Below are 18,976 nucleotides of genomic sequence, written 5' to 3' on the forward strand. Positions count from 1 at the left end.
TCCTGCCAGCCACCTCCGACAACGCACGCCAGGAGCGCTGGTGTCAGGCCGGGACCGGTTCCTCCACGCGCAGGCCGCGGGCACGGACCCCCTCGGCGATGCGGGACAGCGACGCGTCCAGGGCGACCAGGGCGGCGGAAAGCTCCGCGAGCTGTTCCTTGAGCGTGTCCTCGGGCCACGCGGAGACGTCGATGTCTCCCAGAGCGCTGACGGCGGCCCCCAGGCGGGCCATCTCCTCGTTCGTACGCATGTTCGAGAGGCTACAACAGCCCCGCGTCCGACACACCGGAAACGGCCACCATTCGTGCGAAGTTACGGGTTCAGCCGCGACCCACCTCGGCCACCTTGGCCAGCAGCAACGCCTCGGCAAGGCAGACCCGGGCGAACTCGCCCAGGTGCAGGCTCTCGTTCGGCCCGTGCGCCCGGGCGTGCGGATCCTCCACACCGGTCACCAGGATCGCCGCCTGCGGGAACATCTCCCGCAGGGTGGCGATGAACGGGATCGAGCCACCGAGGCCGATGTCCACCGCGTCGGTGCCGTCCCAGGCAGCCCGGAAGGCCGACCGGGCGGCGTCGAACATCGGGCCGGTCGAGTCGATGACACACGGCGCCCCGTCGTGCTCGAAGCTGACCTCGACCTGCGCACCCCAGGGGGCATGCCGGTGCAGGTGTTCGCGCAGCGCCGCGTACGCCTTGGTCGGGTCGTCGCCCGGCGCCAGCCGTACGCTCAACTTGGCCTTGGCGGTCGGCACCAACGCGTTGGGCGCCTCGCCGGTGGCCGGGGAGTCGATGCCGAGCACGGCGAGCGCCGGCTTGGTCCAGATCCGGTCGGTGATCCGACCGGTACCGATCAACTGCACCCCCTCCAGCACGCCCGCCTCGGCACGGAACCGCTCCTCGGGGTAGTCGACGGTGGCGCCTACGCCCTGGGTCAACCCGTCGACCGCGACGTTGCCCGCGTCGTCGTGCAGGGTGGCCAGCAGTCGGACCAGGGTGGTCAAGGCGTCCGGCACCGGCCCGCCGAACATACCGCTGTGCACGGCCTGCTCCAGGGTGCGTACCTCGACGAAGCAGTTGACCAGGCCGCGCAGCGAGGTGGTCAGCCCCGGCACGCCGATGTCCCAGTTCGTGGAGTCGGCGACCACGATCACGTCCGAGGCGATCGTGTCGCGGTGCGCGGCGAGCAACCGCTCCAGCGACTCGGAGCCGTACTCCTCCTCGCCCTCGATGAACAGCACCACCCCGACCGGAAGCCGATCGCCGAAGGCGCGCAGCGCGGCGATGTGCGCCATGATGCCGGCCTTGTCGTCGGCGGCACCCCGCCCGTACAGCCGGCCGTCGCGCTCGACCGGCTCGAACGGGTCGGACTGCCACAGCGCCCGATCGCCGACGGGCTGCACGTCGTGGTGGGCGTAGAGCATGACCGTGGGCGCGCCGGGTGGCGCTGCCCTGCGCCCGATCACCGCCGGCTGCCCACCGGCCCGCACGATCTCCACGTCGAGTCCGCAGCCGCGCAACAGTTCGGCCACCGCTTCGGCGGAGCGTTCCACGTGCGTGTGGTCGAAGCCTTCGAAGGCGATGCCGGGGATCCGGACCAGGCGCTCCAGGTCCGCCCGTACACCAGGCAGTTCCCGCTGCACAGCGGCCCGCAGCTCGGCCTCCGTCATGATCGGTGTGGTCATGACCGGCATCGTATTCCGGCCTTACCCGACGCCGACGGCCACATCGCCGCATCCGGTGCCGTGCGACCTGAATCGCAGCTCAGCCCGCCGCCATTCGCAGGTAGTAGCGGTCGACGTCGTGTGGCAGCGTGGGTGCACCGTCGACGATGAGGTCGGCTCGGGCCTGCGTGCCGTCGGCGCGGAAGTGCTCCTGCTCGCCGAGGTGCCACCGGCGCAGCTCGGGCAGGATTCCCGGGCCGTCGCGGGTCACCGCCCTGGTCAGCCGCAGCGACTGCGGCGCGGTGACGAAGACCGCCAGGCTCAGGTCGGCCGCCGCCTCGGCGCGGGCCGCGCTGACCCCCTCCACGATCAGCACCGGCGCCGCCGGCACCGGCACCGGGTTGGGCAGGAACGCCCGCCGCACCCAGCTGTACCGCTGGTAGGCACCGGCCTGGCCGGCACGCACCGGCGCCAGCACCGAGGCCTCCAGGCGGCGCCAGAAGGTGAGCTGGTCGTCCCATCCGTCGAGCAGGTCGTCGGTGTGCACCACCGGCGGGCGGCCCACGTCGGTGGCGGCGAAGGCGTCGGCCAGCCGCGCCGCGAAGGCCGTCTTGCCCGCACCGCTGGGACCGTCGACCGCCACCAACCGGGTACGCCCCAACCGCGCCGGCCGCCGCAGCACCCGGCGCGCCAGTTCGGCGTACGCCGCAAAGACCGCAACCACGGGCACGGACGTTACCGTTCGTGTTGTCCCACACCGCTTCCGGCCGTGAATCGGCAGGCCAGAAGGCACGATCGGGTCGTGTCCCATTCCGTGATGAGTCCCGGCGTCGAGGCGTTGCTGGAGCAGGCCCGCGCGGGCATGAACCGGTTGACCCCGCAGGAAACGGTGCAGGCCGCCGCCCGCGGCGCGCTCGTGATCGACACCCGTACCGACATGCAGCGACGGGAGCAGGGTGACCTGCCCGGCGTCCTGGTGATCGACCGGACGGTGCTGGAGTGGCGGCTCGATCCGGCCAGCGACTGGCGCATCCCCGAAGCCACCGGGTACGACATCGAGGTCGTCGTGGTGTGCCGCCAGGGCTACAGCTCCAGCCTCGCCGCAGCCAGCCTGCGCGCCCTCGGCCTGCACCGGGCGACCGACATGATCGGCGGAGTGGACGCCTGGCGTGCCGCGGGCCTCCCCTTCTCCGATCGCCCGGCCGACGTACGCCTCTGATCGGTCCGGCATCCGGACGCCGACGCGGTCGGTGGCCGGCTCCGGCCGTCGCCCGCGTCCTGCGTCGCCGGCAACCCGTCAGCGCGGGGCGCCGGGCGGCACGAACGGCAGGTCGATGGGTGGGCCGGACTCGATCAGCCGCCGCAGGGCGGCCGTGTCCAGATGCTCCTCGACCAGGTCGCCGAGCAGATCGAGGGTGCGGTTCCGGGCGGCGGCGAAGGACGTGTCCTGGGCGACCCGGAATCCGGTACGCCCGGCGAGGCGGGACACCCTTGTGAGGAACCAGCGGCGGAACTCGTCGGACTCGAAGGCGCCGTGCCAGTGGGTGCCGTGCACGACCCCGTGGACGGCTCCTTCGCCGCCGCCGTCGAGGTAGCGCAGCAGCGGGGTCAGCGTCGGATCGGCGGCCGAGACATACCCGTGGTGGATCTCGTACCCGCCTACCGGCAGGTCATCGGAGAACGTGCCGGTGGCCGCCCGGACCGTCTTGCGCGGATCGAAGGTGATCTCGATGGGCAGCAGACCGAGGCCGGACACGCTGCCGCGCCGGCTCTCCACCGGGTCGTGGATGGCTCGGGCGAGCATCTGGAAGCCGCCGCAGATGCCCAGCAGCGGGCGGCCCGCAGCGACGTGCGCGGTGATCACGTCGGCGAGGCCGGTCTCCCGCAGCCAGGCCAGGTCCGCCACTGTCGACTTGGAGCCGGGCAACACGACCAGGTCGGCGGCGGCAAGTTCGGCCGGCTCGACGGTCAACCGCACCCGTACCCCGGGCTCGGTAGCGAGCGCTTCGACGTCGGTGGCGTTGGAGACCCGGGGCAACCGCACCACTGCGACGTCGAGCCATTCGGTGCCGTGCGGGGCGGCGGGTCGGCCGAGCACCCGGCCGTAGGCGAGCGAATCCTCCGCGTCCAACCACAGGTCCACCGCCCAGGGCAGGACCCCGTACGTCGGGCGCCCGGTGACCTGGCTCAGCATCGCCAGCCCTGGTTCGAGCAGCCCACGGTCACCGCGGAACTTGTTGACCACGAAACCGGCGATCAGTGCCTGGTCCGCGGGGTCGAGCAGGGCGAGGGTGCCGAACATGGCGGCGAACACCCCACCCCGGTCGATGTCGCCGACCACGATCGTCGGCAGGCCGGCCTGCCGGGCCAGGCCCATGTTGACGTAGTCGCCGTCGCGCAGGTTGATCTCCGCGGGACTGCCGGCACCCTCGCAGACCACCACGTCGTACGCCGACCGCAGCTCGCTCAGCGCGGCGTAGGCGGTCTCGGCCAGCCGGGGACGCAGCGACGTGAACGTGTCGGCGGTCAGCGTGTCGACCGCCTCGCCCAAGAGCACCACCTGGCTGGACAGATCGCTGCCCGGCTTGAGCAGCACCGGGTTGAACCGCAGATCCGGGGCGATTCCGCAGGCCGCCGCCTGCATCGCCTGCGCCCGCCCGATCTCGCCGCCCCGGCCGTCCGGACCGACGACGACGGCCGAGTTGTTTGACATGTTCTGTGCCTTGAACGGCGCGACCTTGACGCCCTCGCGGTGCAGCCACCGGCAGATGCCGGCGGTCAGCACGCTCTTGCCGGCATCCGAGGTCGTCCCGGCGACCAGCAGACCCCCGCTCATCGCCCGCGCCCGGACGCGACAGCACCCGACCCGACGACACCCGCTCCCGCCGCCCCGGAGCGGTCACGCGTCAATCGCGCGGCAATCGATCGGGCGGATGTCGACCGGATGGCAATGAGGGCACCGGTCCCGATGGTCCGGCGGGTGACGGCTGTGGTCAAGCGGCCGACGGTCAGCGGGTAGACGGCGGCGAGCCCGAGTGCCGCCAGCCCGACCGCGCCGGAGATCCGGGCGGCCCGGGACAGGTGGCGTGCCTCAGGGCGTGGCCCGTCACCGAGGAAAGGACGCGCCTCCGAGCGGCCGAAGTAGACGTTGCGTCCGCCCAGCCGTACGCCCAGCGCCCCGGCCATCGCCGCCTCGCACTGCCCGGCGTTGGGGCTCGGGTGGTCGGCGCGGTCCCGCCGCCACACCCGCCAGGCCTGCTCCCGGTCACCGTGCCCGACCGGGGCGAGGGCGACGGTCAGCAGGCCGGTCAGTCGCGCCGGCACCAGGTTGAGCAGGTCGTCCAGGCGCGCGGCCGGCGTGCCGAACCGGTCATAGCGGGCGTTACGGTGCCCGACCATCGCGTCCAGGGTGTTCGCCGCCCGGTAGCCGAGCAGCCCCGGCAGCCCGGCCACCGCGCCCCAGACCAGTGGGGCCACCACGGCATCCGAGGTGTTCTCCGCGACGGACTCGACGGTGGCCCGCGCCAACTCCGGCTCGTCAAGCGTCGACGGATCGCGCCCGCAGAGGTTGCCGAGCCGGTGCCGGGCGGCCGGCACGTCACCGGAGCGCAGTTCGCGACCCATCGCCTTCGCCTCGTGGCGCAGGCTGCGGCCGCCGAGCACCGCCCACGTGCCGGCGGCGACAAGCGTCGCGCGGGCCACCGGCCGGCGTCGGGTGGCGAACGCGGCCGCCGCCCCGACGAGCACCGGCGCGCTCACGGCGAGCGCGGTGAAGGCAGCCCCGGCCAGCCGGTCGGGCCGGTAGAGGCGGCGTTCCAGGGCGGCGGCGGCCCGGCCGAAGCCGGCGACCGGATGCCCGCGTCGGGGGTCGCCGAACAGCGCGTCGAGCGCATATCCGGCGACCAGTCCTGCCGCGTTCGCCACCGCACCCGCGTGCTGCACCACACCACCTCCGGCCGGCAGCCTAGCCGAGCCCGGCACGTCGACCGGCTCGATCCAGCTCGGCCCTGCCGGCCTCCCGGCAGGGCTCGCGAGGACCAGCCGGCCGCCGTCCCCGGGCAGTCGGTCACACCGGCTGCGGCTGCCGCCCACGGCCGCGTCGTCCGCGTCCGGTCACCTCGGCGCCCGCCCCCGATTCCTCCGGACGCCCCAGCGACTCGACCGCGGCCTCGCCACCCTCGAACCGGCCCGCCGCCGACCCGCCGGCGTCCGACCCGCCCACGTCCGACCCGCCAGCGTTCGACCCGACGGCCTCGGCGGCGAGCGGGGCCAGCTCGTCGGAGGTCTCCGCCGGCTCCGCGCCGTCGAACGGGTCGGACGGGAAGGGCTCGTCCCCGCCCACCGGCCGGTACGCCCCGCTGCCGGGCCTCGTGCCCGGGCTGGCGGCGTACTCGTCGGACCCCAGGTCGGACAGCTCGAACTCGTCGTCGAGCCCGCCGAGGTCGGGTCGGGCCGGCGCCTCGGAGTCCGGCACCGGCTCGGTCGGCTCGCCGTGCACCCGCTGCTCGGCCTCGGCGTCGGAGACGGCACTTGTGCTCAGGCTCGGCCGGTTACGCAGGAAGCGGCCGCGCCCCCGGGACAGGTCGTGACCGACGGCGACCGCCTCCAACTCGTACAGGGTGCGGTGGTTGCCCGCCTCGTCGGTCCAGTCGCGGGTGTAGAGCCGCCCGCAGACGACCACCGGATCGCCGACCATCACCGAGGCGGCCACCCCCTCGGCGAGCTTGCGCCAGCAGTTCACCCGTACGCGCAGGCTGTTGCCGTCGACCCACCGGCCGCTGTCCCGGTCGAGGCGGCGAGCGGTGGAGGCGACCTTGAAGTTGGCCACCAGGGTGTTGCTCTGGGTCGTACGTCGCCACTCCGGCGCGGTCAGCACGTTGCCGACGATCGTGACATAGGTATCGAACATCGCCCCTCCAGCGGGGGTCGGGGGCTCACTGTGAGCCGACTCGCCACCGAGCCTGCGCCCGGTGCCCGTTCTCCGGCAGCCCCGCGCGACGGATCTGTGGACAAGGCGAGCTCCTGTGGAAAAGTGCCTGATCAAGGTCCCGGTGTGGTAGGCCGGTCGGCCCTGTCACCCACCCGCCCGACCGGGCAATGATCGAGACAACGACAACGTTCCGGATGACTCCCGGCGGGGTAGTGATCTCCCCGACCGCGACGTCGACGAAAGGTCAGCGATCATGAGGATGACCGTCAGCCGTTCCGCCCACGTCCCCGGTGAGGTGCGGCGATGAGCACCAACCCGGCTACCGTGGCGAAGTGCCTCCGGCTCAACGCCGGCTTCTCGCAGGCCGACCGGAACTGGATCGTCGAGCAGTTCGCCACCCTCGACGCCCGCCTGGCCACCTTCGACGCCGACGCGACCGACCTCGAACTTTCGATCAAGGACCGGGAAGCCAAGGGTCAGCGGGTCACCCTGGAGTGCCGGATCGCGGGCTGGGAGAAGATCGTCACCACCTCGTCCGAGCAGGATCTGCGCGCCGCGCTCAACGACGTCCGCGACGACCTGCGCCGCAAACTCAACGACGCGAAGACCCGGCAGGAGCCGCGCAACAACAAGCACCTGCGGGTCGCCCCGCCGCCCGCACCGGGCGTGCCGGCCGAGGAGTTGACCGGCGCGGGGGCCACCAGCGACGACAGGTGAGCGAAGTCTCGCCGGCGCGTCCGGACAGCCCGAGGTGAGCCCCGCCCGCCAGGTGCGGGCGGGGCGGGGCTACCACCCGGTAGGTGGTCGGCGTACCGTCGGCACCGTGGAACCGGACCTGCTGGGACCGCCGTACGAACGGCACACCATCGACCTGGGCAGCGACGACGAAGGCCCGGTGGTCGCGACCCTGGTCCGCCGCCGGGCCGAGCGCCCGAGCCGGCGGGCCGTGCTGTACGTGCACGGCTTCGTCGACTACTTCTTCCAGACCCACGTGGCGGACTTCTTCGCCGCCCAAGGCTGGGACTTCTACGCCCTCGACCTGCGCAAGTACGGCCGCAGCCTGCTACCGCACCAGACCCCCAACTTCTGCTGCGACCTCGGCGACTACTTCCCCGAACTGGACGCCGCCGCCGAGATCATCCGCACCGAGGACGGGCACGACACCGTGCTGGCCATGGGCCACTCCACCGGCGGCCTGATCGTCTCGCTCTGGGCACACGACCGCCGCGACGCCGGCCTGGTCGACGGCATCGTCCTCAACAGCCCCTTCTTCGACCTCAACGCCCCCTGGCTGGTGCGTCGGCCCCTCGCGGCCGCCGTCGCGCGCCTGGGCCGCCGGGCGCCGCAGCGGATCCTTCCGTTCAGCCTGGGCACTGTGTACGGCGAGAGCCTCCACGCCGACCATCGCGGCGAATGGACGTACGACCTGGCCTGGAAGCCGCTCGCCGGGTTCCCCGTGCGGGCCGGCTGGGTCGACGCCATCCGCACCGGCCAACGCCGCCTGCGGGCCGGACTCGACATCCAGGTGCCGGTGCTGCTCGCCTGCTCGACCCGTTCGTTCCGCAGCACCAAATGGCACGAGTCGGCCACCCTCGCCGACGCCGTACTCGACGTCGAACACATGGTCCGCTGGGCACCCCGCCTCGGCCCGCACATCACCCTGGCCCGCTTCGACGGCGGCCTGCACGACCTGACGCTCTCCGGCCCCGCCGTACGCGAAAAGGTATTCGCCGAGGTCGGACGCTGGGCCGACGCCTTCCTCGGCGCCGGACCGACGCCGACCGACCCGCCCGTGCCCGACCCACGCCCCGCACCGTCGGGCAACCGCAAGGCGGACGACCCCGAGCAGGCCGACGCGACCGCCTGAACCCCGCCGGCAGCCACGAGTAACCGGGTGCACGCCGCCACGACGCGTGCAACGCTGACCCGGCCACCCATTCCGCCGCGCGAGGCCCCGGCGGCGGTACCCTTCTCGCGCACTACCACGGCGCGCCCGTAGCTCAGCGGATAGAGCAGGGGACTTCTAATCCCAAGGCCGCAGGTTCGAATCCTGCCGGGCGCACAGCCACTTTCCTCATCTGAACGCCGCGCGTGGGGCTATTCGTGGTGCGAGCGAGCTACGGTTGCCGCGTGGCGAGTTCGAGCGGACGCAGCAAGCGCCAGCGCGGCGAGATCGAAACCTTGCCGAGTGGGTCACTGCGAGTAAAGGTCTATGCGGGCGTCGATCCGATCAGCGGCAAACGGCACTACCTGACCGAGGTCATCCCCGCCGGCCGCACCGCAGCCAAGGAAGCCGAAAAGGCGCGTACCCGGTTGCTGGCCCAGGTCGACGAGCGGCGCAACCCGCGCACCCGCGCCACGCTCGACCAGCTCCTAGACCGGTGGCTTGAGGTGGCCGACATCGAGGCCACCACCCGCATGGGCTACGTGAACAAGCTCAACAAGCACGTCCGGCCGGTGCTCGGCAAGCTGCCGGTCGGTCGACTCGACGCCGAGACGTTGGAGTCGTTCTACGCGAGCCTGCGCCGCTGCCGCGACTGGTGCGGCGGCAAGGCGTACGTGAAGCACCGCGTTGAGGGTGAGCACACCTGCACCGCGAAGTGCCGGCCGCACGTCTGCAAGCCGCTCAGCGCGTCGTCTGTGCGGCAGATTCACTGGATTCTCAGTGGAGCCCTCAGCCGTGCGGTTCGGTGGCGTTGGATCGCCGTCAACCCTGCCGGGCAGGCCGAGCCACCCGCACCGCCGCACCCCGACCCGCAACCACCGAACCCGGCCGATGCCGCGCGCATCATCAACGAGGCGTGGCGCGACCCGGACTGGGGCGCGCTGGTGTGGCTCGCTATGACGACGGGTGCCCGGCGCGGCGAGCTGTGCGCGCTGCGATGGCACCACCTCGACCTGGCTGCCGGTGTGCTGACCCTGCGGCAGAGCGCCTATCTGGACGAACACGGCGAACTGCGAGCGAAAGACACCAAGACGCACCAGCAGCGGCGGGTGGCGCTCGACCCGGACACGATCGAAGTGCTGCGCGAGGTGCACGGTCGGTACCTCGACCGCCTGGCCCAGCTCTACGCGGACACCGATCCCGCCGATTACATCTTCTCCCCCGAGCCGGACAACAGCCGTGGTTACCGACCCGACACCATCACCCAGCGGTACGGCCGGCTCGCTACCCGGCTCGGCATCACCAGCCACATTCACGCCCTGCGCCACTACTCGGCGACCGAGCTGATCAACGCTGGTGTCGACGTGCGGACCGTCGCCGGCCGGCTTGGTCACGGTGGAGGCGGGACAACGACGCTCAGGGTCTACGCGGCCTGGCTGTCGGAGTCGGACCAGCGGGCCGCCGGAACTCTGGCCGCCCGGATGCCGCCGCGTCCCGCCGCGCCAACGCAACGCAGTGTGGCAAGTAGCCCATATCAGAAGATCGCCGCCGACCTGCGCAGGCAGATCACCGCCGGTCGGCTACGGCCCGGTGACCAGCTCCCGGCTGTTGCCGAGCTGGCTTCGGCGCATGGAGTCTCGGCCGGAACCGCTCATCGCGCCGTGGCGCTGCTTACGGCAGAGGGCTTGGTAAGCGTCATCCGAGGTCGCCGAGCAACCGTCGCAGACCCTCATCCATGACGACGACACCCGCATTACGAGATCAAGATGGTCGCCCCAATGACCTGCGCAACTTGGCTCCTACCAGCGGAAACGCCTCTCGAAACCTCTCATCACACTTCCCGCCATCCGTCGGCCTCTTGCGGACCAGATCCGGACCGCTTGCCTGCTGGCGGCTCGTCGTGTGCCAGGGCCCGGCACACGGCTTACGTCTGGGCACGCCTGCACCGGTCTGCGGCCTCTGTAGCCTCTTGCGCGACGGGGGTAACGTCGTCCCGAACCTTCCGAGGGGTCGGATGACTAGGGGGAATGGTGCTACGGCGGTTCCTGTACCTCAACAACACATCTGTAGACAGCTACCTCGGCGTGCTTGAGGGTGGCTTGAGCGACGAGAGGACTCGCCGCACGGGAGAACGCGGGATCCGGGGTGGTGACGCTGGGCTCAGCTTTAGCCCCGTATCGGGAAAAATCTCTGGACAGCGCGAGCGCAGCGAGGAGGACGAACGTGTCGTGCGCGACACGCCCGAGTTGCGCTTCGACCGCCTAATGACCGCCTTGGAGGCAGAGCCAGAGCGGTGGAACTACGAGCGCGTTCTTGAGTCTGACGGGCTATTCGAGCGTTCTGCGATCGGAACCCTTATCAGCGTGGACTGCGAGGTCGAGGTTCCACAGATGAGCCTTCTCCTTGCGCAGCCAGAACAACTTGGCGAGATGCTCGACATGATTGAGATCTTTGGCCCCATGGCGAGTGCTTTCGGAGCAAACACATCGGGCATGCCCGATCCGGAAAAGATCAAGGCAGCACGAGGATTCACCAAGATGAAGGCCGACATGATCGTTGTCGGCGACATTGACGAAGGGGCCCCCCGACTGGCCGGGAAGCTTGAACGCCAGCACGTGCGCGACATCCCCGACGGGGAAGCCACAGTGGTCGGCAAAGTGGCCCGCCGATGGAAGCAGGGCGAACACTATTCACTCATGGCTCTTCCAGGTGCGGCGTTAATGAGTCGGGCACAGCGACGGAAGGCCCAGCCCGTCGATCCCGATGACGAGAATGTGTTGCACGGCCCAGCTTTGACGCTCGATATCCTCGCGATCTTCCGCTGATCTGTGCCTGCTGGAACCCTGGCGGCTCGGGATCAGCGGATTTCCTCGTCGGGCAGACGTAGACAGTCCAGCCTCCCCGTCCGGGGAGGCTGGTAGCCCTTGTGGTGCCCGGCGAGGAGATCCGTGGCGGCATCTCTGAGGAGGGTCGAGGTTCGGGGCGAAGCCCCGAGGTCTTCAAAGGTCTTGCCGCTTCTCAGCATCGCCGGCCGGTCCGGCCGATGCCGGCCGAAGGTCGCCAGCAGGCCGGGCCGGACCGGCGCGGCCCGCTTGCGGGCCGCCTTGACTCGATCTCGTGACCAACTCGGCAACTGGCTGCCGGCATGTCCTCCGCCGATCGGGCGATCACCCCTGCTCGGCATGATGGACCTATGCGTTTGCTAGTGCTCGGCGGAACCTGGTTTGTAGGCCATGCGATCGTCACGGCCGCTATCGATGCTGGCTGGGAGGTCACCACGTTCAACCGGGGCACCTCCGACCCCTTCCTAGAGGCCGTGCGGCCCATTCGGGGTGATCGAACCCGTCCGGAGGACGTCGCCGCCCTCGCAGCCGCCGGCCCCTGGGATGCCGTAGTCGACACCTCGGGCTACGTGCCTAGCAACGTTCTCGACGTGGCTCGCGCGCTCACTCCCGTCGCCGCTCGCTACGTCTTCATGTCTACGCTCAGCGTGTACCGAGACTGGCCACTGAAACCCCTCAGCGAGCATTCCGAGCTGCTCTACTGCCCGCCGGACGCCGACCCCGACTACGGCACCGACACCGAAGACGGCCCGACCCGGTACGGCTATCAAAAGGCCGGTTGCGAGGCAGCAGCAGTCACCGCCTTCGGAGCGGACCGGACCACGATCCTGCGTCCCGGTGTCGTACTCGGCCCGCGTGAGTACGTCGGCCGCCTGCCCTGGTGGTTGCGCCGCGTGGCCGCCGGTGGGCAAGTCCTAGCCCCCGGCTCCCCCGCTCGCACCATTCAGCCCGTCGACGTACGCGACCTGGCCGCGTTCGCACTCCACACCATCGCCGAAGGTTCCTCGGGCGCATTCAACGTCTGCGCCCCGGTGGACGGCGCGACCTTCGGCGGGCTACTGGCGGACTGCGCCCACGCGACCCAGGCCGACGCCACCTTCGACTGGGTGCCCGACGAGGTCTTGCTCAATCAAGGCGTCCGGCAGTGGTCCGAGCTGCCGCTCTGGCGCACGTTCGATGGAGTGTGGCGCGTCGACACCACCAAGGCCCAAGCAACCGGCCTACGCTGCCGGCCACTCTCCCTGACCGTCCGCGATACCTGGCGGTGGATGGTGGAGAGCGGCGAGGTCAGCAGCCACGATCGGGCCGCCGAGATCGGCATCAACCCGGAGAAGGAAGCACAGGTATTGGCCGCCTGGCACCGGTCAGGCGAGCGGACGGGCTGAGGTTTGCGACAGCCACGCCGCGATGCGCTCGGCCAGCTGGCGCGCGTCGGCGTCGCGGTCCCACGGCGACTGGCTCAGCATGTGCTCGATCCGCGATAGCCGACCGGTCAGCGAAACGTTGCGCTTCTGCGGCGGCAGATCCAGGACAGTACGCAGCGCGTCGGCGGCACCGTCCTTGTCTCGCATGTGGAGGTGAGCAGCGGCAACGTCGATCTGCGTCCCGTTGATCTGCGAGTACGGCCGCCTGGGCGACGGCAATGCCTCGTACACCTGCAACGCCTCTCGGGCGTACCTCGCGGCCTGCTCGCCGTTGCGGAGGTCGAGCCATGCCGCCGCCGCACACGCCGCCGCCCGCGCGTCGCCGAAGGCGAACTCCCCGCCGGTCACGGTGGCAAGTTCGTCGGGTCGGTCCGCTGCCGCTTCCCTGTCTCGCTGGGCCGCTTCCAGGACTGCCGCGACTGAATCGGAGTCCGCGAGCAGCGCGTGAGAGCGGGCAGCGACATAGCGGAGCCTCAGTCTCGGCTCGCCCTCCGGTGCCGTCCGCATGGCGCGAGCGAAGTAACTCAGGGCGGAATCCGGTTCGTTGCGCCAGTTGGCGAGAGTCATTTGCAGGCCGTACGTCCATGCCTTCAACGACGCGTGTCCAGCCAGGTCGGCGTACTGCGTTGACGCTCTGGCCAGGGCCGCCGACTCGTTCCAGTGCCCGAGGTCAAAGGCGGTGGAGGCCATCAGAGCAGCACTCTGGCCGATGACCACGTAGAGGTCGGCCAGCTCAACGGGTCGACGAGTGCGCTCGACCAAAGCCCTTGCCTCGTCCCGCAACCGGCGAGCGCTGCTGAATACGTCGAAGGCTGCCATGCCTCCCGATCGGGCGAGCAATGTTACGTCTTCCTGCAAGGACTCGATAGAGTCGTTCGGCAGAGCAAGGCTCATCAGCAGGGAATCATTGGCGACCGATTCGGCAGCATCACTCACAACAGTAACAACGCTGCCACGGCCACCTGCATTTCCCTCCCGACGCACTCCGCTGAGCGTTTCGAGGAACCGGGAACGAACCGAATCCGATACGCGATCCAAGGCGGCATTCAGCACGTCTTGATTGGCATTCCCAGGAACGGTGTCGGGTCGACTATGCCAGTACGCGACGGTCCTTGTCGCGATGCCGAGCCACCCCGCGAACCCCTCGTTCGTCATTCCGGCGGCAGCTTGCAGCGAGCAGGCGAGACTTCCTGTCCACCGGTCTACCGTCGCCACCGTGGTCTCCCGAGGTTGCGGATTGCATCGGATTGCCGCGCATTGCACTGGGTTTGCATGGGCGCTCCGCTCTTTTTCGACTTCACTTGGTCTCAGCAAGCCGAACGGAACACCGAAAACAGACTACTGAGGAGACTCCTGTGGCTGAACCCCTCGCCGCCAAAAACGATCGCCCCCGGTTCCGGTCCGTCGCGGACACCGCAGCAATCCTCGGCATGTCGGAGGTGACCCTCTACCGGGCGATTCACGCCGGCCAGTTCCCCGCGATCAAGGTCCGTGGACGCTTTGTGATCCCGGCGCGCGCCATCGACGACATGGAGGCGTCCGCGCTGACGTACGGCCTGGTGGACGCCAGCAACCACACGCTGCGGCCCGCCGGGTGACCGCTACCGGACCGCCCGCTTCGGCCCCGGAGGAGCAGGCGGGACGCTGTGCTCCCGAGCAAGCTTCCGAACATAGGCACCGCTGAACGGCGACAGCCGCTCCACCTCGGCCGGGCCGATGCCATCACGTAGCGCCGCAACCACCGCCGCGACAACCGCTTCGCGTGCCGCTTCATGAGCAGCTTCGGTACGTCGGTACCGCCTCGTAGCTGCTGACAGCTCGTCTCGTGCATCACTCATCGGACCAACATACCGCTACCCCCTTGCGCAACAGACCCGCATATCGCTACCTTGTTGCGCAACAGAGGCGCACATCTAAGAGCGCCGGATCAGTCAGAAGGGACACGAAGTGACTGAGTCGAACCACTCCCCCGAGTTCGGGCCGAGCGCCGCCGAGCTGGCCGAGATCGAGCAGGAGTTGCCGCTGATCGAGGCCGAGGTTCTGTTGCTCGACGCGCAGATCGTCGTGCTGACCGGCGACAGCGGTCCGACCGAGTTGGACTGGCAGCGGTTGCGTCGGGCGCAGCGGCGGGTGCTGCGCGAGGCGCGTGCCCTGCTTGCCGTTCGCTCGGCCGCCGACCGGGCCGCGTAGCCGCCGCCACCATGAGCCGCCGATTCCCGATCCCCCGTCCCGCCGACGACTCCCGCTTCACGTTCGGCCTGGCGCTGGACGTGGCCCAGGTCCTCGCCGCGCACGGCTACCCGTTGATGGCCGAACCGTACGACGGATGCGGCGCGGACCTGCTGGCCCTGCAACAAGCCCTGTTCTCGCTCATCTACGGCACTGACGCATCGGAGGTGCACCTGCCATGACCGCCCCCACGCTGTCGGCCTTCCCCCGGCCGGTCGAAGACCTGATCCCCGCCGCCCGCGACCTCGCCGACCAGCTCGGCGAGATCCCGTCGCGCAACCGCATCAAGAAGGAACTCCGGGTGGGCGGTCCGAAGGCAGACGCGATCCTCGCCGCCCTCACCCGCACCGACACCCCGCCGGCCACCGACCCCACGACGAACCCGGCCGACACCACTCCGGACCCGGTCGCCGACCCGGCCCAGGTGGCGGACCTGCCGCCGGCCGCCGACGACATGCCGACGGTGCTGTCGGAGCAGGCAGCACCCGTCGCAGACCTGGGCACCAAGGTCACCACCGACGCCGTCCCGACCGACCCCAAGGGCAACCGGCGGGCGGTGGCATGGCCGGTGATCCTGTTGGCCCTCCCGGCGTTCGTGGCGATCTGGTCCGGGTGGGTCGGGCTCGGCGGGCTTACCGGGTTCGGGGTGGTGCACCCGCTGCCCGGCATCGCCGACGGCTTCTCCATCAACTCCGCGATCACCCTCCCGATCGGGGTCGAGACCTACGGCGCTTACGCCCTCTACATCTGGCTGTCCGGGCGGGTGCCCGAGCCGGCCCGCCGGTTCGCCAAGTGGTCCGCCCTCGGCTCCCTCGCCGTCGGCGCACTCGGCCAAGTCGCCTACCACCTCCTAGTGGCAGCCGGGGTCACCTCGGCCCCGTGGTGGATCACCACCGCCGTGGCCTGCCTCCCCGTCGCCGTCCTCGGCATGGGCGCAGCCCTCGCGCACCTCGTCCGTACGCACGACTGATTTCGCCCGGCGGCGCGGCCACCTGGCTACCAACCTGCGCCGCGCCGCCGGCCCTCGACCCCTCAGCCAATCGACCTCGGGAGAGACCACCCATGTTCGCAGATCCCACCGGCACCCGCGCTGCCACGTTCGCCGCCGTGTTCGTCGCCCTCTACGTCGCCCATCAGGTCGCCGACCACTGGGTGCAGACCCAGCACCAGGCCGACTGCAAGGGCCGCCCCGGCTGGGCAGGCCGCATCGCCTGCGCCACCCACGTCACCACCTACACCCTCACCGCCGGCCTGGCCCTGGTGTTCCTGATCGCCGGCACCGGCCTACGCCTCGACCCGGCCGGCGTGGCGGTCGGACTGACCATCTCGGCGGTCACCCACTACATCGCCGACCGACGTACCCCGCTCCAGCGCATCGCCGCCGCTCTCGGCTCAGCCCGCTTCTACGCCCTGGGGGCTCCCCGGCCCGGCCGGGACGACAACCCATCGCTCGGCACCGGGGCCTACGCCCTCGACCAGTCCTGGCATATCGCCTGGCTGTTCATCGCCGCCCTGTTCGCCGCCTGATCACCTCTCGCCCGGAAGGAGACCACTGAATGGCAAGCATCTCGATCGGCAGCGCCGGACGCGTCACCAGCGGCGGCAAGCAGCTGTGGTGCCCGGCCTGCGGCAACGAGACCAACTGGCGCGACATCACCGCCACCAACCAGCGCACCCAGGCCACCTGCGGCGACTGCGGCAACCGCATCTCCGTCAAAAACTGACCCGCCCGCCCGGCGGCGCGGCCACCTGGCTACCAACCCGCGCCGCGCCGCCGGCCCTCACCCACTGCCAAAACCTCACACGGAGGAACACCCACCATGACGTCCCAAGATGACGACCGATTCGACTGGCGAGCCGCTGAACGCGACCTGACCGACGACGCCCCCGACACCAACGTGGTCGACCTCGACGCCGCCCGCACCGCCCGCACCACCAACCCCGACGACGGCGACGGCGGGCCGGTGTTGGTCGACTCGCCCGACGCGCAGAAGTCACCGCGGTTCACCCTCGACGGTGCCCGCGCCGGGCAGCGTCGGCCGATCCTGCCCGCCTGGCTGCGCTCTCGCGCCGAGCTGGTCGACGTGATGCGGTGGGCGGTGGGGCACCTGCTGCACACGACCGGCTACCACGTCACCCGGCTGCCGAAGTACGCCGGGAAACTCGCCCTGCGCGCCCCGGCCGGCGCGGCCCGGTTGGTGTCCGGGGGCACCCGGTGGTTGTTCGACTGGGAAGGCGAGCCGCACCGGCAGGCCACCTCCCAGTCCCGCGACGGCGAGCTGTACCTGAAGCTGTCCCGGCAGCGTGACCGGCGGGTCCGGTGGCGCGGCATCGTCGTCACGTTCACCCTCGCGGTCACCCTGGCCGGTGGCGTCGCCGTCGCCCTGGCCCCGTTGTGGGCGCGGTGGGCGGTACTCGCCATGCTGGTCACCCTGTGCGGGTTGCTCGGTCAGCCGGCCGACAAGCCGTTGCTCGACACCGCCGTGGTCATTCCCCGCGTCGCCCGCCTCACCTCCGACGTGGTCGTGCGCGCCCTGGCCGTGCTCGGTATCGCCGGCATCACCCAGGCCATCGCCAAGCAGGGACAGCGGGCCATCGCGTTCACCGCGCCGATCACCCGCGACGGCCCCGGCTGGCGAGCCGACATCGACCTACCCCCGGGGGTGACGGCGGGGGATGTGATCGAGCGGCGTGACCGGCTCGCCGCCGGCCTCACCCGGCCCCTGGGCTGCGTGTGGCCGGAAGGGCAACCGGAGGTGCACCCGGGCCGACTGCTGCTCTGGGTGGGGGATCAGGACATGGCCGCGACCCCGCCGAAGCCGTGGCCGCTACTCAAGGCGTCCGGCGGTTTCGACCTGGGCAGGCCGGTGCCGTTCGGGACCGACCCGCGCGGTCGGGTCATCTCCTTCGAGCTGCCGTACACGAACCTGCTCATCGGGTCGATTCCCGGCTACGGCAAGACCGCCGCCACCCAGGTCCCCATGCTCGCCGCCGCCCTGGACCCGTACGCGGAACTGTGGTGCTTCGACTTCAAGGGCACCGGCGGCCTCGACCCCTTGGAGAAGGTGTCGGTCCGGTACGCGTCCGGGCAGGACGACGACACCGCCGAAGAAGGGCTGTTGGCGTTGCGGGAGCTGCGCAAGGAATGCCAGCGCCGCGCCGCCGTCATCAAGGGCCTCCCCAAGGCGGTCTGCCCGGACAACAAGGTCACCCCCGAACTGGCCCGTCGGCGCAAGCTCGGCCTGCACTGGCTCGTGGTCGCCCTCGACGAAGTGCAGGAGCTGTTCTCGCACCCGGAGTTCGGCAAGGAAGCCGGGGAACTGGCGGAGAAAATCATCAAGCTCGGTCGCGCCCTGGGCGTCATCCTCGTCGTGGCCACGCAACGGCCGGACGCGAAGAGCCTGCCGACGGGGGTGTCCGCGAACGCGGGTACCCGGTTCTGCCTGCGGGTCATGGGTCAGATCGAGAACGACATGATCCTGGGCACCTCGGCGTACAAGAACGGCATCCGGGCGACCATGTTCGCCAAGAAGGACAAGGGCGTCGGCTACCTCGTCGGCGCGGCCGACGACGCGCAGATCGTCCGCACCTTCTACGTCGACGGCCCGACTGCCGAGAAGATCACCGACCGGGCACGCGCCCTGCGGGAAGCCGCCGGGACGTTGACCGGCCACGCGATCGGGCAGACCCCGGCCACCCCGGCGGCGCGGCGGGACACGCTGTTGGACGACATCCTCACCGTCGTTCCCGCGACGGAGCCGAAGGTGTGGGCGGAGACGCTGACCGAACGCCTCGCCGACCTCAACCCTGACGCCTACGGCGACCTCACCCGCGACCAGTTGACCGCCGCGCTCAAGCCCTACGGGATCACCACCGGGCAGGTGTGGGGCACCGACCCTGCCACGGGCAAGGGCGCGAACCGGCGCGGTATCGACCGGGCCGACATCGCCGATGCGGTTGCGGAGCGTCACAGGCGGCGAGGCGACAAAGCCGCTTAAGGCGGA

General features: G+C 70.6%; 19 protein-coding genes, 1 tRNA gene and 1 pseudogene. 14 read left to right on the top strand and 7 right to left on the bottom strand.

Annotated features, from left to right (window positions below):
* Positions 1-43: 43 nt before the first annotated feature.
* From VAB18032_RS23890 to VAB18032_RS23900, 3 genes and pseudogenes are all read right to left on the bottom strand, one after another.
* Positions 44-250: a hypothetical protein gene (locus VAB18032_RS23890; RefSeq protein ID WP_043721739.1), complete on the bottom strand. Its 207-nt coding sequence runs from the start codon at positions 248-250 to the stop codon at positions 44-46.
* Between the two features lie 70 nt (positions 251-320).
* Complete coding sequence (locus VAB18032_RS23895) at positions 321-1,667, bottom strand: dipeptidase (RefSeq protein WP_169804629.1); 1,347 nt, start codon at positions 1,665-1,667, stop codon at positions 321-323.
* Positions 1,666-2,472: pseudogene (locus VAB18032_RS23900) on the bottom strand (uridine kinase family protein); the annotation flags it as partial. The gene VAB18032_RS23895 and the pseudogene VAB18032_RS23900, both read right to left, overlap by 2 nt.
* Positions 2,473-2,478: 6 nt before the next feature.
* On the opposite strand from VAB18032_RS23900, the gene VAB18032_RS23905 reads away from it, so the two are divergent.
* Complete coding sequence (locus VAB18032_RS23905) at positions 2,479-2,880, top strand: rhodanese-like domain-containing protein (RefSeq protein ID WP_043721742.1); 402 nt, start codon at positions 2,479-2,481, stop codon at positions 2,878-2,880.
* A gap of 78 nt (positions 2,881-2,958) precedes the next feature.
* On the opposite strand, the gene VAB18032_RS23910 is transcribed toward VAB18032_RS23905, so the two are convergent.
* The 3 genes from VAB18032_RS23910 to VAB18032_RS33375 form a co-directional block, all read right to left on the bottom strand.
* Positions 2,959-4,497, bottom strand: coding sequence for a cobyric acid synthase (locus VAB18032_RS23910; RefSeq protein ID WP_013735501.1), 1,539 nt, complete (start codon positions 4,495-4,497; stop codon positions 2,959-2,961).
* Entirely contained in the window at positions 4,494-5,603 is a 1,110-nt protein-coding gene (locus VAB18032_RS23915; RefSeq protein WP_081476310.1) for a cobalamin biosynthesis protein, read from the bottom strand. The genes VAB18032_RS23910 and VAB18032_RS23915 overlap by 4 nt, the downstream gene beginning before the upstream one ends.
* 124 nt (positions 5,604-5,727) lie before the next feature.
* The gene (locus VAB18032_RS33375; protein ID WP_013735503.1) at positions 5,728-6,570 is read right to left on the bottom strand and encodes a single-stranded DNA-binding protein; all 843 of its coding nucleotides are present in this window, start codon (positions 6,568-6,570) and stop codon (positions 5,728-5,730) included.
* 324 nt (positions 6,571-6,894) lie between these two features.
* Between VAB18032_RS33375 and VAB18032_RS23925 the strand changes: the two genes are divergently transcribed.
* The 6 genes from VAB18032_RS23925 (at position 6,895) to VAB18032_RS23950 (ending at position 12,704) form a co-directional block, all read left to right on the top strand.
* A complete protein-coding gene (locus VAB18032_RS23925; protein ID WP_013735504.1) occupies positions 6,895-7,308 on the top strand; it encodes an HPF/RaiA family ribosome-associated protein in 414 nt (137 codons plus the stop codon).
* Positions 7,309-7,414: 106 nt separating this feature from the next.
* Positions 7,415-8,458, top strand: a complete 1,044-nt coding sequence (locus tag VAB18032_RS23930) for an alpha/beta hydrolase (protein ID WP_043725569.1) — start codon at positions 7,415-7,417, stop codon at positions 8,456-8,458.
* A gap of 122 nt (positions 8,459-8,580) precedes the next feature.
* Positions 8,581-8,653 (top strand) — tRNA-Arg (locus VAB18032_RS23935).
* Between the two features lie 68 nt (positions 8,654-8,721).
* On the top strand, positions 8,722-10,215 hold the full coding sequence (locus tag VAB18032_RS23940) for a tyrosine-type recombinase/integrase (protein ID WP_013735506.1): 1,494 nt from the start codon (positions 8,722-8,724) through the stop codon (positions 10,213-10,215).
* Between the two features lie 288 nt (positions 10,216-10,503).
* On the top strand, positions 10,504-11,301 hold the full coding sequence (locus tag VAB18032_RS23945; RefSeq protein WP_013735507.1) for a DUF6414 family protein: 798 nt from the start codon (positions 10,504-10,506) through the stop codon (positions 11,299-11,301).
* A 368-nt stretch (positions 11,302-11,669) separates the two neighbouring features.
* The gene (locus VAB18032_RS23950) at positions 11,670-12,704 is read left to right on the top strand and encodes an NAD-dependent epimerase/dehydratase family protein (protein WP_043721750.1); all 1,035 of its coding nucleotides are present in this window, start codon (positions 11,670-11,672) and stop codon (positions 12,702-12,704) included.
* On the opposite strand, the gene VAB18032_RS23955 is transcribed toward VAB18032_RS23950, so the two are convergent.
* Positions 12,684-13,958, bottom strand: coding sequence for a hypothetical protein (locus VAB18032_RS23955; RefSeq protein ID WP_232510852.1), 1,275 nt, complete (start codon positions 13,956-13,958; stop codon positions 12,684-12,686). The genes VAB18032_RS23950 and VAB18032_RS23955 overlap by 21 nt on opposite strands.
* A 140-nt stretch (positions 13,959-14,098) precedes the next feature.
* On the opposite strand from VAB18032_RS23955, the gene VAB18032_RS23965 reads away from it, so the two are divergent.
* From VAB18032_RS23965 to VAB18032_RS23990, 7 genes are all read left to right on the top strand, one after another.
* A complete protein-coding gene (locus tag VAB18032_RS23965; protein ID WP_013735510.1) occupies positions 14,099-14,341 on the top strand; it encodes a helix-turn-helix domain-containing protein in 243 nt (80 codons plus the stop codon).
* A 349-nt stretch (positions 14,342-14,690) separates the two neighbouring features.
* The gene (locus VAB18032_RS23970; RefSeq protein ID WP_013735511.1) at positions 14,691-14,933 is read left to right on the top strand and encodes a DUF6284 family protein; all 243 of its coding nucleotides are present in this window, start codon (positions 14,691-14,693) and stop codon (positions 14,931-14,933) included.
* 11 nt (positions 14,934-14,944) lie between these two features.
* Complete coding sequence (locus VAB18032_RS23975; RefSeq protein WP_013735512.1) at positions 14,945-15,154, top strand: hypothetical protein; 210 nt, start codon at positions 14,945-14,947, stop codon at positions 15,152-15,154.
* Positions 15,151-15,942, top strand: coding sequence for a hypothetical protein (locus tag VAB18032_RS23980; protein ID WP_013735513.1), 792 nt, complete (start codon positions 15,151-15,153; stop codon positions 15,940-15,942). The genes VAB18032_RS23975 and VAB18032_RS23980 overlap by 4 nt, the downstream gene beginning before the upstream one ends.
* Positions 15,943-16,034: 92 nt before the next feature.
* On the top strand, positions 16,035-16,499 hold the full coding sequence (locus tag VAB18032_RS23985; RefSeq protein ID WP_013735514.1) for a DUF3307 domain-containing protein: 465 nt from the start codon (positions 16,035-16,037) through the stop codon (positions 16,497-16,499).
* Positions 16,500-16,528: 29 nt separating this feature from the next.
* Positions 16,529-16,696, top strand: coding sequence for a hypothetical protein (locus VAB18032_RS32400; protein ID WP_013735515.1), 168 nt, complete (start codon positions 16,529-16,531; stop codon positions 16,694-16,696).
* 96 nt (positions 16,697-16,792) lie between these two features.
* The gene (locus VAB18032_RS23990) at positions 16,793-18,970 is read left to right on the top strand and encodes a P-loop NTPase family protein (RefSeq protein WP_013735516.1); all 2,178 of its coding nucleotides are present in this window, start codon (positions 16,793-16,795) and stop codon (positions 18,968-18,970) included.
* The last annotated feature ends 6 nt before the right edge of the window (positions 18,971-18,976 follow it).

The organism is Micromonospora maris AB-18-032 (genome assembly GCF_000204155.1).
Classification (GTDB): domain Bacteria; phylum Actinomycetota; class Actinomycetes; order Mycobacteriales; family Micromonosporaceae; genus Micromonospora; species Micromonospora gifhornensis.

Excerpts from the sequence above, each read along its gene's own strand:
- VAB18032_RS23975 (WP_013735512.1), top strand. The coding sequence starts at position 14,945 with ATGAGCCGCCGATTCCCGATCCCCCGTCCCGCCGACGACTCCCGCTTC.
- VAB18032_RS23925 (WP_013735504.1), top strand. The coding sequence starts at position 6,895 with ATGAGCACCAACCCGGCTACCGTGGCGAAGTGCCTCCGGCTCAACGCC.
- VAB18032_RS23890 (WP_043721739.1), bottom strand. The coding sequence starts at position 250 with ATGCGTACGAACGAGGAGATGGCCCGCCTGGGGGCCGCCGTCAGCGCT.
- VAB18032_RS23980 (WP_013735513.1), top strand. The coding sequence starts at position 15,151 with ATGACCGCCCCCACGCTGTCGGCCTTCCCCCGGCCGGTCGAAGACCTG.
- VAB18032_RS32400 (WP_013735515.1), top strand. The coding sequence starts at position 16,529 with ATGGCAAGCATCTCGATCGGCAGCGCCGGACGCGTCACCAGCGGCGGC.
- VAB18032_RS23910 (WP_013735501.1), bottom strand. The coding sequence starts at position 4,497 with ATGAGCGGGGGTCTGCTGGTCGCCGGGACGACCTCGGATGCCGGCAAG.
- VAB18032_RS23895 (WP_169804629.1), bottom strand. The coding sequence starts at position 1,667 with ATGACGGAGGCCGAGCTGCGGGCCGCTGTGCAGCGGGAACTGCCTGGT.
- VAB18032_RS23990 (WP_013735516.1), top strand. The coding sequence starts at position 16,793 with ATGACGTCCCAAGATGACGACCGATTCGACTGGCGAGCCGCTGAACGC.
- VAB18032_RS23985 (WP_013735514.1), top strand. The coding sequence starts at position 16,035 with ATGTTCGCAGATCCCACCGGCACCCGCGCTGCCACGTTCGCCGCCGTG.
- VAB18032_RS23950 (WP_043721750.1), top strand. The coding sequence starts at position 11,670 with ATGCGTTTGCTAGTGCTCGGCGGAACCTGGTTTGTAGGCCATGCGATC.
- VAB18032_RS33375 (WP_013735503.1), bottom strand. The coding sequence starts at position 6,570 with ATGTTCGATACCTATGTCACGATCGTCGGCAACGTGCTGACCGCGCCG.
- VAB18032_RS23905 (WP_043721742.1), top strand. The coding sequence starts at position 2,479 with ATGAGTCCCGGCGTCGAGGCGTTGCTGGAGCAGGCCCGCGCGGGCATG.
- VAB18032_RS23945 (WP_013735507.1), top strand. The coding sequence starts at position 10,504 with ATGGTGCTACGGCGGTTCCTGTACCTCAACAACACATCTGTAGACAGC.